The sequence below is a fragment of the Listeria ivanovii subsp. ivanovii genome (assembly GCF_900187025.1).
Classification (GTDB): domain Bacteria; phylum Bacillota; class Bacilli; order Lactobacillales; family Listeriaceae; genus Listeria; species Listeria ivanovii.
Genome location: NZ_LT906478.1, coordinates 2,248,570 through 2,263,440, shown reverse-complemented (window position 1 = coordinate 2,263,440; position 14,871 = coordinate 2,248,570). Strand labels below are relative to the sequence as shown.

At 36.9% G+C, this 14,871-nt stretch carries 18 protein-coding genes; 14 read left to right on the top strand and 4 right to left on the bottom strand.

Features of this window, described 5'->3' with window-relative positions; translation table 11 throughout:
• Positions 1-29 precede the first annotated feature (29 nt).
• From gadR to CKV67_RS11165, 7 genes are all read left to right on the top strand, one after another.
• On the top strand, positions 30-908 hold the full coding sequence (gene gadR / locus CKV67_RS11195; RefSeq protein ID WP_014093490.1) for an acid resistance transcriptional regulator GadR: 879 nt from the start codon (positions 30-32) through the stop codon (positions 906-908).
• Positions 909-981: 73 nt separating this feature from the next.
• On the top strand, positions 982-2,058 hold the full coding sequence (locus CKV67_RS11190) for a Gfo/Idh/MocA family protein (protein WP_014093489.1): 1,077 nt from the start codon (positions 982-984) through the stop codon (positions 2,056-2,058).
• Positions 2,059-2,073: 15 nt separating this feature from the next.
• A complete protein-coding gene (locus tag CKV67_RS11185) occupies positions 2,074-2,814 on the top strand; it encodes a sugar phosphate isomerase/epimerase family protein (RefSeq protein ID WP_025280046.1) in 741 nt (246 codons plus the stop codon).
• A gap of 1 nt (position 2,815) precedes the next feature.
• The gene (locus CKV67_RS11180; protein ID WP_014093487.1) at positions 2,816-3,538 is read left to right on the top strand and encodes a ThuA domain-containing protein; all 723 of its coding nucleotides are present in this window, start codon (positions 2,816-2,818) and stop codon (positions 3,536-3,538) included.
• Position 3,539: 1 nt separating this feature from the next.
• Complete coding sequence (locus tag CKV67_RS11175; protein WP_014093486.1) at positions 3,540-4,508, top strand: sugar phosphate isomerase/epimerase family protein; 969 nt, start codon at positions 3,540-3,542, stop codon at positions 4,506-4,508.
• 20 nt (positions 4,509-4,528) lie between these two features.
• A complete protein-coding gene (locus tag CKV67_RS11170; protein ID WP_014093485.1) occupies positions 4,529-5,578 on the top strand; it encodes a Gfo/Idh/MocA family protein in 1,050 nt (349 codons plus the stop codon).
• A 94-nt stretch (positions 5,579-5,672) separates the two neighbouring features.
• Positions 5,673-5,858, top strand: a complete 186-nt coding sequence (locus CKV67_RS11165; protein WP_003722282.1) for a CsbD family protein — start codon at positions 5,673-5,675, stop codon at positions 5,856-5,858.
• Positions 5,859-5,937: 79 nt separating this feature from the next.
• Here CKV67_RS11165 and CKV67_RS11160 read toward each other — a convergent pair whose 3' ends face one another.
• Positions 5,938-6,279, bottom strand: a complete 342-nt coding sequence (locus CKV67_RS11160) for a YxeA family protein (protein WP_014093484.1) — start codon at positions 6,277-6,279, stop codon at positions 5,938-5,940.
• A gap of 528 nt (positions 6,280-6,807) precedes the next feature.
• Here CKV67_RS11160 and CKV67_RS11155 point away from each other — a divergent pair.
• The 5 genes from CKV67_RS11155 (at position 6,808) to CKV67_RS11135 (ending at position 11,356) form a co-directional block, all read left to right on the top strand.
• Complete coding sequence (locus CKV67_RS11155; protein ID WP_014093483.1) at positions 6,808-9,099, top strand: ribonucleoside-diphosphate reductase subunit alpha; 2,292 nt, start codon at positions 6,808-6,810, stop codon at positions 9,097-9,099.
• Between the two features lie 53 nt (positions 9,100-9,152).
• The gene (locus tag CKV67_RS11150) at positions 9,153-10,202 is read left to right on the top strand and encodes a ribonucleotide-diphosphate reductase subunit beta (RefSeq protein WP_014093482.1); all 1,050 of its coding nucleotides are present in this window, start codon (positions 9,153-9,155) and stop codon (positions 10,200-10,202) included.
• The gene (locus CKV67_RS11145) at positions 10,199-10,636 is read left to right on the top strand and encodes a flavodoxin (protein WP_014093481.1); all 438 of its coding nucleotides are present in this window, start codon (positions 10,199-10,201) and stop codon (positions 10,634-10,636) included. The genes CKV67_RS11150 and CKV67_RS11145 overlap by 4 nt, the downstream gene beginning before the upstream one ends.
• Positions 10,633-10,959, top strand: coding sequence for a thioredoxin family protein (locus tag CKV67_RS11140; RefSeq protein WP_003720525.1), 327 nt, complete (start codon positions 10,633-10,635; stop codon positions 10,957-10,959). The genes CKV67_RS11145 and CKV67_RS11140 overlap by 4 nt, the downstream gene beginning before the upstream one ends.
• 100 nt (positions 10,960-11,059) lie before the next feature.
• Entirely contained in the window at positions 11,060-11,356 is a 297-nt protein-coding gene (locus CKV67_RS11135) for a nucleotide pyrophosphohydrolase (protein ID WP_014093480.1), read from the top strand.
• A gap of 44 nt (positions 11,357-11,400) precedes the next feature.
• Here CKV67_RS11135 and CKV67_RS11130 read toward each other — a convergent pair whose 3' ends face one another.
• Positions 11,401-11,577 (bottom strand): hypothetical protein, encoded by a 177-nt coding sequence (locus CKV67_RS11130; protein WP_014093479.1) that lies wholly within the window; start codon positions 11,575-11,577, stop codon positions 11,401-11,403.
• Positions 11,578-11,775: 198 nt separating this feature from the next.
• On the opposite strand from CKV67_RS11130, the gene CKV67_RS11125 reads away from it, so the two are divergent.
• A complete protein-coding gene (locus CKV67_RS11125) occupies positions 11,776-12,093 on the top strand; it encodes a nucleoside triphosphate pyrophosphohydrolase family protein (RefSeq protein ID WP_014093478.1) in 318 nt (105 codons plus the stop codon).
• A 48-nt stretch (positions 12,094-12,141) separates the two neighbouring features.
• On the opposite strand, the gene CKV67_RS11120 is transcribed toward CKV67_RS11125, so the two are convergent.
• Both CKV67_RS11120 and CKV67_RS11115 read right to left on the bottom strand, forming a co-directional pair.
• Complete coding sequence (locus CKV67_RS11120; RefSeq protein WP_014093477.1) at positions 12,142-12,783, bottom strand: DUF1361 domain-containing protein; 642 nt, start codon at positions 12,781-12,783, stop codon at positions 12,142-12,144.
• Positions 12,784-12,838: 55 nt separating this feature from the next.
• A complete protein-coding gene (locus CKV67_RS11115) occupies positions 12,839-13,846 on the bottom strand; it encodes a YeiH family protein (protein ID WP_014093476.1) in 1,008 nt (335 codons plus the stop codon).
• Between the two features lie 104 nt (positions 13,847-13,950).
• On the opposite strand from CKV67_RS11115, the gene CKV67_RS11110 reads away from it, so the two are divergent.
• Positions 13,951-14,811: a LysR family transcriptional regulator gene (locus tag CKV67_RS11110; protein ID WP_014093475.1), complete on the top strand. Its 861-nt coding sequence runs from the start codon at positions 13,951-13,953 to the stop codon at positions 14,809-14,811.
• Positions 14,812-14,871: the final 60 nt, after the last annotated feature.

Here is a 14,871-nt window from a genome sequence, read left to right as displayed (position 1 = left end):
AAAATGAAGAAAAAAAGAGGAGTTATACTATGAGTGATTACTTGGAAATTCCGGAATTAAATAAAGCTTTTCCTTTTCGGTCATTCATCAATGAGGGTGAGGTACTTGTGTATCCTCACTGGCACAAAGAAATCGAAATAATTTACGCATTAAAAGGTAGCTTGAATTTAGGGATAAACGATATGCCGATTCAATTAAATGAAGGCGAAATTCAAGTTATTAACGGCGGGAATGTCCATTATTTTTTAGCTTCTCCAAATAGTGAGCGGATTGTTATTCAGTTTGATTTAAGCTTATTTCAAGAAGAGATGCAGATGGACGACATGGGAAAACCACTTCGGGAAATGCTTACAGAAATGGCTCATTTGAGTAGAGAATGGCCAGAAGCAGTTGTTGCAAACATGCAGTCACTGATTATGGAAATACACGCAGAGGCAAACGAGGATAAACCTGGGAAACACTACATTTTAAAAGCGGATTTACTATCGATTATTGTACTTATTTACCGTGCAATCCCACAAATAAAAACCCAGCCTGACAGTGTGATTTCTGAACAAGCTGTACTTAAATCACAAGAAACTTTACATAAATTAGATCAAATTTTTTCCTATGTAGAAAAACATTATCAGGAACCTGTTAGCTTGCAAGAAGTAGCAGACTATACCGGATTTAGTACTTATTATTTTACAAAGTTTTTTAAGCGAAACACCGGAATGACTTTTGTGACATTTTTAAATGATTATCGTCTCAATAAAGCGAAGTGGATGCTATTAAATGAAGCATTTCCAGTAACTGAAGTGGCAGAACTTGCGGGCTTTAGTAGTGTTAAAACGTTCCATCATGCATTCAAACGAGCGATGGGAGTAGCACCACTTAAATACAGGAAGGCAATATACGGGAATAATTAAGCAATAAAACAGGAAGAAATACCTCTAGTAGTTTTGTATGATGTAACTATCAAAACTATTGGAGGTTTTTTATATGTCATTGAAAGTTGGAATTATTGGTTGTGGAGGCATTGCAAACGGGAAACATATGCCAAGCTTATTAAAAGCTGAGAAAGCAGAAATGGTTGCTTTTTGCGATATTGTACGAGAAAAAGCAGAGGCAGCAGCAAAAGAATTTGGTGCAGAAAATGCAAGCGTATACACGAATTATCAAGACTTACTCCAAGATAAATCAATCGACGTTATTCACGTATGTACACCAAATATTTCGCATGCTGAAATTTCGATTGCAGCAATGGAAGCCGGTAAACATGTTATGTGCGAAAAACCAATGGCAAAAACAGCGGAAGAAGCTAAAAGTATGATTGCAGCGGCAGAACGTACTGGAAAGAAACTAACAATTGGCTATCAAAATAGATTCCGTAAAGACTCCGATTATTTACACCAAATTTGTGAAAATAACGAGCTAGGTGATATTTACTATGCAAAAGCAAAAGCAATTCGTCGTCGTGCAGTACCAACATGGGGCGTATTCCTAGATGAAGAAGCACAAGGCGGTGGACCACTAATTGATATTGGTACCCACGCACTTGATTTAACGCTTTGGATGATGGACAATTATAAACCAAAATATGTTGTCGGAAATAGTTATCATAAATTAGCCAAAAAAGAAAATGCAGCAAATGCTTGGGGTTCATGGGATCCAAAGAAATTTACGGTAGAAGATTCCGCATTTGGTTTCATTACAATGGAAAATGGTGCAACGATTGTTTTAGAAGCAAGCTGGGCACTTAATACGCTAGATGTTGGTGAAGCAAGAACTTCTCTTAGTGGAACAGAAGGCGGCGCAGATATGGAAGACGGTTTACGAATTAACGGAGAAGCATATAGTCAAATGTACGAAAAGAAAATCCAATTGGATGCAGATGGCGTAGATTTTTATGACGGTGAAGGAGATGATCCTGCGTTAATCGAAGCAGAACAGTGGTTGGATGCAATTTTAAACAATACAGAGCCAGTTGTAAAACCAGAACAAGCACTTGTCGTGACACAAATTTTAGAAGCCATTTATGAATCATCTAAAACCGGACAACCAGTTTATTTTAATTAAGGAGGCTGAATCTTTATGCAAGCAAAAATAGCTTTGCAATTGTGGAGTGTCAAAGAAGCCTGTGAACTCGATTTCTTTGGAACACTAGAAAAAGTGGCTGAAATGGGTTACGACGGTGTGGAGTTCGCTGGATATTACGGGAAATCAGCTCATGAAATAAAAGCAAAACTAGCTGAGCTTGGACTAGAAGTTGCAGGTTCACATATTAGTAAAGAACAATTAGAAGCGGATCTAGACAATGTGATTTTGTTTGAAAAAGAACTAGGAAACAGGCATATTGTATGTCCTTATGCAGATTTTGAAACGGAAGAAGAATGGTTTGAATTTAGCAAACAACTTCAAGTAATTACGCAAACAATCAATGAAGCAGGTCTTGCGTTGAGCTACCACAATCATGCTCACGAGTTGGAGAGGCTTTCTAATCAAACAAGTCTCGAAATGTTGTTAGAAAACGTACCAGGAATGAATGTGGAATTAGATACTTATTGGCTAGAGTACGCGGGTGTGGGTGTCATTCCCTTTATTGAAAAATACCAGCAACGACTTCCTTTAGTGCATATTAAAGACAGGTCTGCCAAGCAAAAAGAAAGCACGATTATCGGAGAAGGGGTATTAGATATTCAAGGATATATCACCGCAGCTTTAAACAGTGGCTCCGAGTGGCTGATTATTGAACAAGAAGCATTTGAAGAAGATCCGTTAATCAGTGTAAGTAGAGGACGCGACTATTTAGCAAGTTTATTGGAGGAGAAGTAATATGACACGAGTTACAGTTTGGAATGAATTTTTGCATGAAAAAGAAGATGATGCAGTACTTGCGATTTATCCAGATGGCATCCATGGACAAATTGCTCATTTTCTAGAAAAAGCTGGTTTCGATGCGGGAACAGCTACACTAGAAGAGTCAGAACACGGGCTTACTGAAGAAGTTCTTGCAAGCACAGATGTCCTTATTTGGTGGGGACACATGGGCCATGATCGTGTAGAAGATAACATTGTCGACCGAGTTCAAAAACGTGTATTAGAAGGTATGGGGCTGATTGTTCTTCATTCCGGTCATATGTCGAAAATTTTCATGCGCTTAATGGGAACAAGTTGTGATTTAAAGTGGCGTGAAGCAAATGAAAGAGAGCGACTTTGGGTAGTAGATCCATCTCACCCAATCGCTAAAGGAATTGGTGAATTTATTGAGCTTGACGAAGAAGAGATGTACGGTGAGCACTTTGATATTCCAGCGCCAGATGAATTAATTTTCTTAGGTTGGTTTGAAGGTGGAGAAGTATTCCGAAGTGGCATTACGTATAAACGAGGAAATGGGCGGATTTTCTATTTCCAACCAGGTCATGAATCTTACCCAACATACCATCACCCAGACATTCAGCAAGTGATTATCAACGGGGTTCATTGGTGCGCAAATGGAAGAGATACCTATCCAGCATATGGGAATCATCAACCACTAGAAAAAATGGGGAGGAAATAAAATGAAATTAGGCGTATTTACACCATTATTTGCAAATTTATCACTAGAAGATATGTTAGACAAAGTAAAAGCAGCTGGACTAGATGCAGTAGAAATTGGAACAGGCGGAAACCCTGGGAACCATCATTGTCCAACAGATGAACTACTAGAAAGCGAGTCAGCTCGTATTGCGTATTTAGAAAAGTTTACTAGCCGTGGTTTAACAATTAGTGCTTTTAGTTGCCACGACAATCCGATTTCACCAAATAAAGCAGAGGCGGCTGCGGCAGATGAAATTTTACGTAAATCGATTAAGTTAGCTTCTTTAATGAATGTGCCAGTTGTTAATACATTTTCAGGAACAGCAGGAGATAGCGATGATGCCAAAGCACCGAACTGGCCAGTGATACCATGGCCAACCGTATATAGCGACATTAAAGCTTGGCAATGGGAAACGAAACTAATTCCTTATTGGAAAGAAATTGGTGAACTTGCAGCGGCAGCAGATGTGAAAATTGGTATTGAATTACATGGTGGTTTCCTCTGCCACACGCCATACACCATTTTAAAATTGCGTGAAGAAACAAATGATGCCATTGGTGTAAACCTTGATCCTAGTCATTTATGGTGGCAAGGTATTGATCCAGTTGGTGCGATTAAAATTCTTGGAAAAGCAGGTGCAATTCACCATTTCCATGCGAAGGATACTTATTTGGATCAAGACAACATTAATATGTATGGACTTACAGATATGCAACCATATGGAGATGTGCAAACACGTGCTTGGACTTTTCGTTCGGTTGGATGTGGGCATAGTTTAACAGAATGGTCTGACATTATGAGTGCACTTAGAACTTATGGTTATGATTATGTAGTTAGTATTGAACATGAAGATCCATTAATGTCGATTGATGAAGGTTTTGACCGAGCTGTGACGAATTTACAATCCATTTTGATAAAAGATAAGCCACTGGATATGTGGTGGGCTTAATTTAGGAAGGATGTCTTGAAATGAAAAAATACCAAATCGTGATTATTGGGTACGGCGGGATGGGGAGTTATCACGTAACACTTGCTTCTGCTGCTGATAATTTAGAAGTTCGCGGTGTATTTGATATTTTAGAAGAAAAACGAGTTGCAGCATCAGGTAAAGGCTTGAAAATTTACCCGAGTTTTGAGTCTGTTTTAACAGATGACGAGGTAGATGCAGTACTGATTGCAACGCCCAATGATAGTCATAAAGAATTGGCGATTCGTGCATTAGAAGCTGGAAAACACGTCGTTTGTGAGAAACCAGTTACGATGACAAGTGAAGATTTACTCGTTATTATGGATACTGCTAAAAAAGAAAATAAACATTTTATGGTGCATCAAAATAGACGTTGGGACGAGGATTTCCTGATTATCAAAGAAATGATGGAGCAAAAAACAATTGGGGATATTTTTCATCTTGAATCACGTGTACACGGAGCAAATGGTATTCCAGGCGATTGGCGCCATCTAAAAGCGCATGGTGGTGGAATGGTACTTGATTGGGGCGTTCACTTATTGGATCAACTGCTATTCTTAATTGATAGCAATGTGAAATCTGTTTCAGCTAATTTAAGTTTTGCGCTCGGGGATGAAGTAGATGATGGATTTGTTTCTTTTATCACTTTTGAAAATGGGATAACTGCGCAAGTGGAAGTAGGGACAACCAACTTCATCAAATTACCTCGCTGGTATGTTAAAGGTACGGAAGGAACAGGAATCATTCAAGATTGGGATTTGAGTGGAGAAATTGTTAAACCAACTGCTCTCGCTAAGTTATCGGAACCAACGCCAATTCAAGCTGGTCAAGGGTTAACGAAAACCATGGCACCACCAAGCGAAAAAGCAACGGAGACTCTACCACTTGTATCACCAAGCAAATTAGCCACTAGTTTTTATAACAATTTTGTAGATGTGCTAAATAATGATAGTGAACCAATCGTTTCAAACGAAGAAGTATATCAAGTTTTAAAACTGATTGAAGCAATCTTCCAAGCAGCCAAAACGAACCAAACTATCCACTCTATTTAAAAAAGATGTTTAATTTTATGTCAAAGTGGAACACATTAGTATGAAGACATTCATTCTTCATTAGAAACTAATTCTAATCTAGGAGGTCATATTAATGAGTGAAGATAAGGGCATGAAAGATAAGGCAAAAGGATTGAAAGACAAAGTAGTAGGTGACGCTAAGGATAAGTTTGGAAAAGCAACTGACGACAAAGGAAAACAAGTCGAAGGTAAAGCTCAAAAAGCTAAAGGTGAAGTAGAAGATAAAACTGGCGACGCGAAAAAGAAATTATCTGAATGAAATAAATAGGTAATGGAATCGCCTTATAAAATTGAAAACGCTTTGCAAAACCTTTTTAAAAGGTGCATGCAAGGCGTTTTTATTGTCCAGCTAAATATTTAATTCTGTTAGGAACCTTTTTAATTTTTTTATAATTAACAACCATTTTATTTTCGCCAATTAATATTTTGAATTGATTATCTTTTGTTAATTGTTTTTCGGAATAGAAAGTAAGCGTTTTTTGTTTCCCTTTATCATCATATACTTTCGATACGTACTCATAACCTTTAAATTGATTTTTTTGTACAGGTTTTCCGGCTTCTTCAACTTTAAGGTAATAGGACTTAACAGCTGCATCAGTTGGTATCGCGTACTCCCAAATAGCACAGACAGCGAGAAGAACTGTGGCTAACATTATTAATACTCTCTTTTTTGTAAACATTCTTCTTCATCCTTCCTAAACAGTTTTGATTTATTACATTAAGTTTACAATGAAAAGACCAATTTATCCTATTCGTTAACTAACAAAATCACCTTGGAACCTTACAATTTTGTCAGAATGAATGAAAGGAGTTTGTGAAGACGGAAAATTAGATTTTCGGGTTACTAAATGTAGATGACAAGAGAAAAAACAGACACAATAAGTAGTGGTATTAGCCAGAATGATTTGTGTGGTAAAGCACATATAATAACCTAGAAAAAATTTTTTTAAGCTAAAAACCCTGTCTTTATCGTAGTTTTGAAGATTTCTATTAAAAAGAAAAAGCACTATATCTTGCATTCACAATGAAAAAGTTATACTATATATAGTATCGAAAGCGAAATATTGCTTCATCGCCTTTTAACTTTTATTGAGGGGAATTTGCTCCTTTAAAAGTTAATTTTTTTGCTCCATGGATGGACATAATTATTCACTTGACGAGTAAAAGCGCACAAATGAATCAGATATTTTTACAACGAGGAAAAAAGGATGAAATGGGGATTGCAAATGACAACTTACATAGTAAAAGACGGGGGAAACAGAAAGCTACCTTTTGATAAGAGTCGATTGGACGGATATTTAGAGAAAATCCATGAAGAATTTCCAAAACTCGACTTAGAAGACTACAAACGTAAGGTTTTTAATTTTGTAGAGAAAAAGGAAGATTATCCAGCAGATGAATTAGTAGATTACTTGATTCGGGAAGCCGAAGCACGTACGGACATTCATATCCCTGAATGGGAACATTTTGCAGCACGCCTTTATTTAAATAAATTATATAAAAAAGCAAGTAAAAACCGCTTTTACAATGATGATGACAAGTATGGTTCTTATGTGGGACTTCAAGAAAGCCTAGGCGAACGTGGCATTTATTCCGGAAACATCTTAAAAAATTATTCTAAAGAAGAACTAATTGACGCAGGAAAATTAATTGATCCTGAAAAAGATAAATTATTTACTTACAATGGTTTATATTTGTTAGCTACTCGTTATTTAGCAACTGATTCTGAACGTAATGTCTATGAATTGCCACAAGAACGTTGGCTAACTATTGCACTTTACTTAATGCAAAACGAACCAAAAGAAAAACGGATGAACTTAGTTGGAGAAGCATACTGGGCTTTAAGCAATCTTTATATGACAGTGGCTACTCCAACACTTGCAAATGCAGGAAAAGTTGGTGGACAATTATCTAGTTGCTTCATTGATACAGTAGATGATAGCTTACAAGGTATTTATGATAGCAATACAGACGTTGCTAGAGTGTCTAAGCATGGCGGTGGGGTTGGCGCATATCTTGGTTATGTTCGTTCAACCGGCGCTGCTATCCGCGGGGTAAAAGGTGCAAGTGGTGGTGTTATTCCTTGGATTAAGCAATTAAATAATACTGCGGTTAGTGTCGATCAATTAGGTCAACGTAAAGGTGCGATTGCTGTATATCTAGACGTATTCCATAAAGATATCGAGTCGTTTTTAGATTTACGTTTGAATAATGGAGATCAACGTTTACGCGCACATGATGTATTTACTGCCGTTTGTATTCCAGATATTTTCATGGAGGCAGTAGAACGTCGTGGTGAATGGTATTTATTCGATCCACATGAAGTAAAAGCGAAAAAAGGCTGGTACTTGCAAGACTTCTACGATGAATCAAAAGGAGAAGGTACTTTCCGCGAAAAATATGACGAACTAGTAGCTGACGAAACAATCAGCAAAAAAATTGTCAAAGCAATTGATATCATGAAACGTGTGATGATGAGCCAACTAGAAACAGGAAACCCATTCATGTTCTATCGTGATGAAGTCAACAGGATGAATCCAAACAAACACGAAGGAATGGTATATTCTAGTAACTTATGTACGGAAATCATGCAAAATATGAGTCCAACAAAAATGATCCAAGAAATTATTTCTGGAGATCAAATCGTTATTACGAAACAAGCTGGAGATTTCGTTGTATGTAATTTATCTTCTGTTAACTTAGGTCGTGCCGTTGTTGCGGAAGAAGGAACGCTAGAACGTTTAATCGAAGTAGAAGTTCGAATGTTAGATAATGTGATTGACTTAAATGAATTACCAGTACCACAAGCAACCATTACCAACCAAAAATACCGCTCCATTGGACTTGGGACTTTTGGATGGCATCATCTGTTAGCACTTAAAAACATCGCTTGGGACTCAGAAGAAGCAGAAAAATATGCCGATGAATTATATGAACAAATCAACTACCTAGCTATTCGCGCTAGTACAAAATTAGCACAAGAAAAAGGTGCTTATAAAGTATTCAAAGGAAGTGACTGGAATACAGGAGAATACTTTGCTCGTCGCAACTACAATTCACCTGAATGGCAAGAGCTTGCAAAAGAAGTAGCGGAAAAAGGATTACGTAATGCGTACCTTGTTGCTGTAGCGCCGAATATGAGTACTGCGCAAATCGCTGGTTCTACTGCATCGATTGACCCAATTTACAGTGCATTTTATTATGAAGAGAAAAAAGATTATCGTCGTCCAGTTATTGCACCAGACTTGAATCTAAGCACTTACCCATACTATGAAAAAGGTGCATACAAAGTGGACCAATTCGCAAGTGTTCGTCAAAATGGGCGTCGTCAACGTCACGTCGATCAATCACTTAGTTTTAACTTCTATGTGCCAAGTGGTATCAAAGCAAGTAAATTACTTGAACTTCACATGACTGCATGGAACGAAGGCTTAAAAACTACGTACTATGTTCGTTCTAATGATATTGATGTGGAAGAGTGCGAATGGTGCTCAAGCTGATAAATCTCTAAAAACTATCAATTGAAACTAAACAAAAGGGAGGGCTTGCCTAGATGGCTGACCAAAAAGAACAACTAACACGTATTAAAATATTAGAACCGTTATTTCCAAACCGTTCTACTTCAATCATAAACGGAGAAACTAGCGGCATTCTTAATTGGAATGATATACCGTATCCATCTTTCTACCGAGCTTATAAAGAACTTTCTACTAATTACTGGATTCCAGATGAAGTAGATATGAAAAGTGATGCGAAACAATATCCTGCACTTTCAGAACAAGAAAAATATGCCTTCGATGCGATTATTGGCTTACTAGCGACACTTGATTCTCCGCAAACTCGTTTTATTTATAATATTGCGGAGTACATTACAGATCCAGCTGTCCATGCGAATGCAGCGATTATTGCACAACAAGAAGTCATTCATAATGAAAGTTATTCTTATGTACTTGCTTCTATCACTAATCTGCAAGAGCAAAATCGTGTGTTTGAACTAGCTAGAACGCATCCAACAATCATTAAACGTAACGAGCCAATCATGGAAGCGTACGATGATTTCATGAATAATAAAACAGGAGAAACGTTAGTAAAAGCTTTAATTCAATCATCTATTTTAGAAGGAATTAATTTCTATAGTGGTTTTGCTTACTTCTACAATCTTGTTCGTCAAAATAAAATGACTGGAACAGGAAAAATTATTAGCTTTATTAATCGTGATGAATTAGCACATTCTAAGTTTATCTCCGAAGTTATTCGGGCGATCCTTGGTGAAAACCCAGAATTACAAACAGATGAACTAGTGGAATATACACACGAAGCTTTCCGCCATGCAGTAGAACTTGAAACAGAATGGTCAGAAGAAGTCATGCAAGGTATTGAAGGTATCGATGTGGAGGAAATGGTAGATTACGTCAAATATCGTGCCAATAAAATGCTAGGTATGCTTGGTATTCCAGAACTTTATCCAGGACATAGCGAAAATACAATGACATGGATTAAAGCTTATGCAGATAATTTTACAGAAACAAAAACCGACTTTTTCGAAATGCGCAATTCAAGTTATAAAAAAACGAATATGGATAACGGATTCGACGATTTATGAGAATTTTGTTAGCCTATGATTCTCTAAGTGGTAATACGAAAATGGTAGCCGATGAAATTGAAGGGATTTTAGTGAGTGAGGGGCATGATGTTGTGTCTTTCCGCGTATCCCCGATGGCTGAGTATCCACTTGATGAGGATTTTGATTTGTACATGTTAGGGGCATGGACAGTCGATTACGGAAGAACACCGCCAGATATGAAAGATTTTATCGCGGAACTTGCCGTTAAACCCAAGAATATAGCCATTTTTGGTACTGGGGAAACACAATGGGGTATGGAATTTTATTGTGGTGCTGTCGACCGAATGGCAACTTATTTTGGAACAAGCTACCCAACTTTAAAAGTAGAACAGATGCCACATACAGAACAAGACAGAGTGGCTATCAATCATTGGGTCAAAGAAATTTTAACACTAAGGAGTGGAATGAAATGACAAGTATTGAAATCAAATCACCAGAAGAGTTTGCAGCTCATATTAGTGGGGATGAATTAGTATATGTGGACTACTGGAAAGACAACTGTCCTAACTGTAAAATGCTTGATCTTTCATTTGCTGAATTCAAAAACTCAGAAATCGCAAAGAAAGTGAAAGTATTAAAAGTAAAATTGGAAGAAATGGGTGAAAACTTCTTTTTTGATCGAGATGTACAACAAACACCTACGCTTGTATTATACAAAGGCGGCGAAGAAATCCACCGTTTAAATGGCTTTATTCCTCCTAATAAAATTGAAGAAGCTATTTCTTTAAACGCATAATCGAATAAGTGACAGGTTCCTTCTAAAGGGGCTTTTTGCTTATTTTTATGCTTTTTTGCGCAATTGTTCACAATGCCGTTTTACAAAAGGAGCTGGAATTTTGAAGGAATTACAAAATGAAATTACTACTTTCCTAAAAGAACGTGACTGGTTAGATCAATACAACCATCCAAAGGACCTGGCGCTATCATTATCATTAGAGGCAGCGGAATTACTAGAATGCTTTCAATGGAAAACTGATGAAGAAGCTGTGAAAGAAAATCGAGAAGAAATGCTAAAAGAAGTAGCAGATGTGATGATTTATGCTTTGCAAATTGTCGAGAGTTTAGGTGAGGATGCCGAAGAAGTTATCCGATTGAAATTAGCAGAAAATCGGACGCGAACTTGGTCGAAGTAACAAAATAAAGCTACTTTACCAAATAGATAAAGCAGCTTGTTTATTTAATAAGAATAAGAACGTTTCCGGCGTTTTTTTGAGCGAATCATGGTAAAAATCCCTGCAATTACTAAAATAAGGGAAATAATACAAATACCAAAACCGATAAGTCCAGTGATGCTAAAAGAAAAACCAAAGCCAATTAAACCAACAAGAAGTATTACTAAGCCAGCTATTTTCATATATAAACTCCTTTCAGAAATCTTATTTCTATTATAAAGGAATTAACTCAAAAAAATAAGGCTTAAAAGATAAAAAAATTTTAAAGATGAAAGCTACTGATAGAGCATAGGTTCGCATAAATAGGAAATAGTCAAGACTGCAAACGAAAAAATTTATCTGTTATAGTAAGAAAGGAAGAAATGCAAGGAGGAAAACATATGGATTTTAAAGAGTATCAAATTTTAGCAAACAGGACTGCAGCAACACACGAACAGGCACTGACAAACTACGGACTTGGAATTACAGGTGAGGCCGGTGAAGTTGCCGATTTGATTAAAAAATATGCTTTTCACGGACATGATTTAAACAAAGAAGCCTTAACCAAAGAGCTCGGCGATGTACTTTGGTATGTATCACAAATTGCTAAATGGGCAGATATTAGTATGGAAACAGTCGCAGAACTAAATATTGAAAAACTGAAACGACGCTACCCACAAGGCTTTTCAGCTGAGCGTAGTAAACTTCAAATCGATTAAAAAACGTTTGTATTTAAGAAAAGAAATTTTCCTACAATACAAACGTTTTTAATTTTTTAGTGAGCTAGAAAACTTACTAAATAGCGTGTAAATAACATATTGGATAATCGAGAAATAGAATACAAAGTTCCAGAATGGCCAGTGGAAAACGCCAAACATAACTTGTAGCGATTCAATTGGCTGTGTCAGTAAGTGGATAGAATGTAAGCGTGAAAACCGACCGATGTAAATAGCATAACTAGATAATAGAATTAACCCTGTTAAAAGCAGTTGATAGCTAAGTTTGCTAGTCCAGTTGAATCGTTTTCTGATTTCTGCAAGCATTTTGGCAAAAGACCAAAATCCAATAAATAATCCAAAGAAGACCCCAACGATAATATAAGTGAAATGTCGCCATAGCCACGGAGCAGTGGATAAAATTCCTTCCGCACCATAAATTTCTAAACGCTGTAAATGAAGTAAATCAGTTAACAGATATGGAGAATTTGGGAAAAATACTAACCAAACGAGAGCTAGTGGCCAGAAAATCCACCAAACGCGAGGTTTTTTAGTAAGAAACACAGCTATTTCGAAAGGGATGTAAGCAAGCCCGACGTTTAAAATCAAAAAGGTATAAGTATCTGCTGTAAAATACAGAATAAGAAAATAACCGACTAAAAAAGCTCGGCAAGTCCAAATTGCTTTCTTCATGAAATAGTCACCTCGTGCTAGTTATTGTATCATAAATTGAGGTGACGAGCGAAACTTAACCTGCTAAATGAAACAAAAGTACCAAACCTAAGCCGAAAGCAGAAAGTAAAATAGAACCAATAAATGCAGCGGCAAATGGTTTCCCTCCCATTTTTCCAAAAGAAGGTAAATGGACATTCAATCCAAGGGCACCCATTGACATGGCAATTAGGAAATAAGCGCAAACGACAAGGAAATCTGTTATAGATGACGGAATGATATCAAAACTATTAATGGCACTGGTTGCTAAAAATCCAAAAATAAACCATGGAACAGGAAGCTCAGCCCAAGAAAAGCGGTTTTTTGTTCCGACATTCACCATTTTTGCAACGACGAAACAAACTGGTACAAGCAAGGCTACGCGAGTTAATTTGACGATAACGGCCATATCAACTGCGGAAGTACCACCAGGATCAGCAGCAGCAATTACATGTGCGATTTCATGAAGTGTCGCACCTGAGAAAATACCATAGCCATCAGGTCCAAGCGGTAAAATAGGATAGATGAGTGTATAAACAACAGTAAAAATAGTTCCAAGTAAAGCAATAATCGTAGCAGCTACCGCCGTTTGGTTGTTGTCTGCCTTTACTTGAGGAGAAATGGCTACAACCGCCGCAGCCCCACAAATCCCAGTTCCACAGGCAACTAAAATCGCTAGTTTTTTATCTACCCCAAATAATTTGGCTAAAAAGTAAACGACAGTAATGCCAAAACTAAGACATAGAGCTGCAATGAGGAAAACACGCCATCCGGCATTGTAAATATCCACTAAATTTAGTCGGAAACCTAGTAAGATAATTCCGGCCCGAAGAATGACTTTATTAGAGAACTGAATTCCTGTAAACCATTTGTCAGGAATTGGCACAAGAGCACGAATAATAATACCAATTAAAATAGCTGTAACAAGTTGCCCAAGAATCATTAAAAATGGTAGTTTAGCTAGAAAATAAGATAATCCAGCGATACAAAAAGTAAGTGCAATGCCATACCAAAATGTTTTAAGTCGAAATAAAGATTGACTCATATAACCCCTCCTTTCTTTATGTTTTTACTTTACCATTTCCAGTTTTATTAGTAAAATTTATATTAATTATATTATTGATAATATTTATTTATGGAGGGGATAAAATGGATGAAGCGCTTAGGACCTATATTCGAGTAGTGGAGTTGAAGAGTTTTACAAAAGCTTCGGAAGAATTACACATATCGCAACCAGCTGTTTCTTTGCAACTAAAAAAGTTAGAACAGCATTATGATACAGAATTAATATACAGACAAGCGAAAAAGTTCGTTTTAACAGCGACAGGAGAAATACTTTATCACCGGGCGAAACAATTAGAAGGACTGTACAAACAAGTCGAGGAAGAAATTAGCCTGTACCATCATCATTTAAAAGGAAGGTTACGAGTTGGAGCTAGTTTTACAGTAGGAGAGTACTATTTGCCTGCGATGATTGCTAAGTTTCATGCCCAGTATCCGGAAATTACCCTAGAGTTAATTATAGAGAATACTGCAAAAATTGCCGATAAAGTAGAATTGCTACAAGTCGACATAGGATTAATTGAAGGTCAAATAAATAAAAAAGATCTTGAAATAAGTGCATTTTTAGATGATGAAATGTGTATTGTTGGTCCAGCAAGTGGATCGGTAGAGGAGATTCAAAAAGGTACGACCTGGGTTGCTCGGGAAGAAGGCTCAGGCACGCGTGAATATCTAGATCATGTCATTAGTACAAATGGTTGGAATGTGACAGAGCGGATCGTAGCTTGGAGTAATATGGCAGTCAAACAAATGGTTCTTAAAGAGGTTGGCTATACCGTTATTTCAAGATGCGTCGTAGAAGAAGAAATAAAAAAAGGTGATTTGCTTACCTTTCATACAGATAAGATATTGATGCGTAAATTTTCTGTTCTAAAAAATAAACAAATGCTAGAAAATCGAATCGCGGAAACATTTTTAGCATTTTTGCATGATAATCAGTCATTATAGCTAGCTTTTTTACCTCGTTGTGATTACAATGAGAAAGAATACATTTTAGAAAGGGAGAAG

Bases quoted from the DNA above. Each gene is read 5' to 3' on its own strand.
- CKV67_RS11160 (WP_014093484.1), bottom strand. From the start codon at position 6,279: ATGTTTACAAAAAAGAGAGTATTAATAATGTTAGCCACAGTTCTTCTC.
- gadR (WP_014093490.1), top strand. From the start codon at position 30: ATGAGTGATTACTTGGAAATTCCGGAATTAAATAAAGCTTTTCCTTTT.
- CKV67_RS11115 (WP_014093476.1), bottom strand. From the start codon at position 13,846: ATGAGTCAATCTTTATTTCGACTTAAAACATTTTGGTATGGCATTGCA.
- CKV67_RS11190 (WP_014093489.1), top strand. From the start codon at position 982: ATGTCATTGAAAGTTGGAATTATTGGTTGTGGAGGCATTGCAAACGGG.
- CKV67_RS11155 (WP_014093483.1), top strand. From the start codon at position 6,808: ATGAAATGGGGATTGCAAATGACAACTTACATAGTAAAAGACGGGGGA.
- CKV67_RS11130 (WP_014093479.1), bottom strand. From the start codon at position 11,577: ATGAAAATAGCTGGCTTAGTAATACTTCTTGTTGGTTTAATTGGCTTT.
- CKV67_RS11180 (WP_014093487.1), top strand. From the start codon at position 2,816: ATGACACGAGTTACAGTTTGGAATGAATTTTTGCATGAAAAAGAAGAT.
- CKV67_RS11185 (WP_025280046.1), top strand. From the start codon at position 2,074: ATGCAAGCAAAAATAGCTTTGCAATTGTGGAGTGTCAAAGAAGCCTGT.
- CKV67_RS11110 (WP_014093475.1), top strand. From the start codon at position 13,951: ATGGATGAAGCGCTTAGGACCTATATTCGAGTAGTGGAGTTGAAGAGT.
- CKV67_RS11175 (WP_014093486.1), top strand. From the start codon at position 3,540: ATGAAATTAGGCGTATTTACACCATTATTTGCAAATTTATCACTAGAA.
- CKV67_RS11140 (WP_003720525.1), top strand. From the start codon at position 10,633: ATGACAAGTATTGAAATCAAATCACCAGAAGAGTTTGCAGCTCATATT.
- CKV67_RS11120 (WP_014093477.1), bottom strand. From the start codon at position 12,783: ATGAAGAAAGCAATTTGGACTTGCCGAGCTTTTTTAGTCGGTTATTTT.
- CKV67_RS11150 (WP_014093482.1), top strand. From the start codon at position 9,153: ATGGCTGACCAAAAAGAACAACTAACACGTATTAAAATATTAGAACCG.
- CKV67_RS11125 (WP_014093478.1), top strand. From the start codon at position 11,776: ATGGATTTTAAAGAGTATCAAATTTTAGCAAACAGGACTGCAGCAACA.
- CKV67_RS11145 (WP_014093481.1), top strand. From the start codon at position 10,199: ATGAGAATTTTGTTAGCCTATGATTCTCTAAGTGGTAATACGAAAATG.
- CKV67_RS11170 (WP_014093485.1), top strand. From the start codon at position 4,529: ATGAAAAAATACCAAATCGTGATTATTGGGTACGGCGGGATGGGGAGT.
- CKV67_RS11165 (WP_003722282.1), top strand. From the start codon at position 5,673: ATGAGTGAAGATAAGGGCATGAAAGATAAGGCAAAAGGATTGAAAGAC.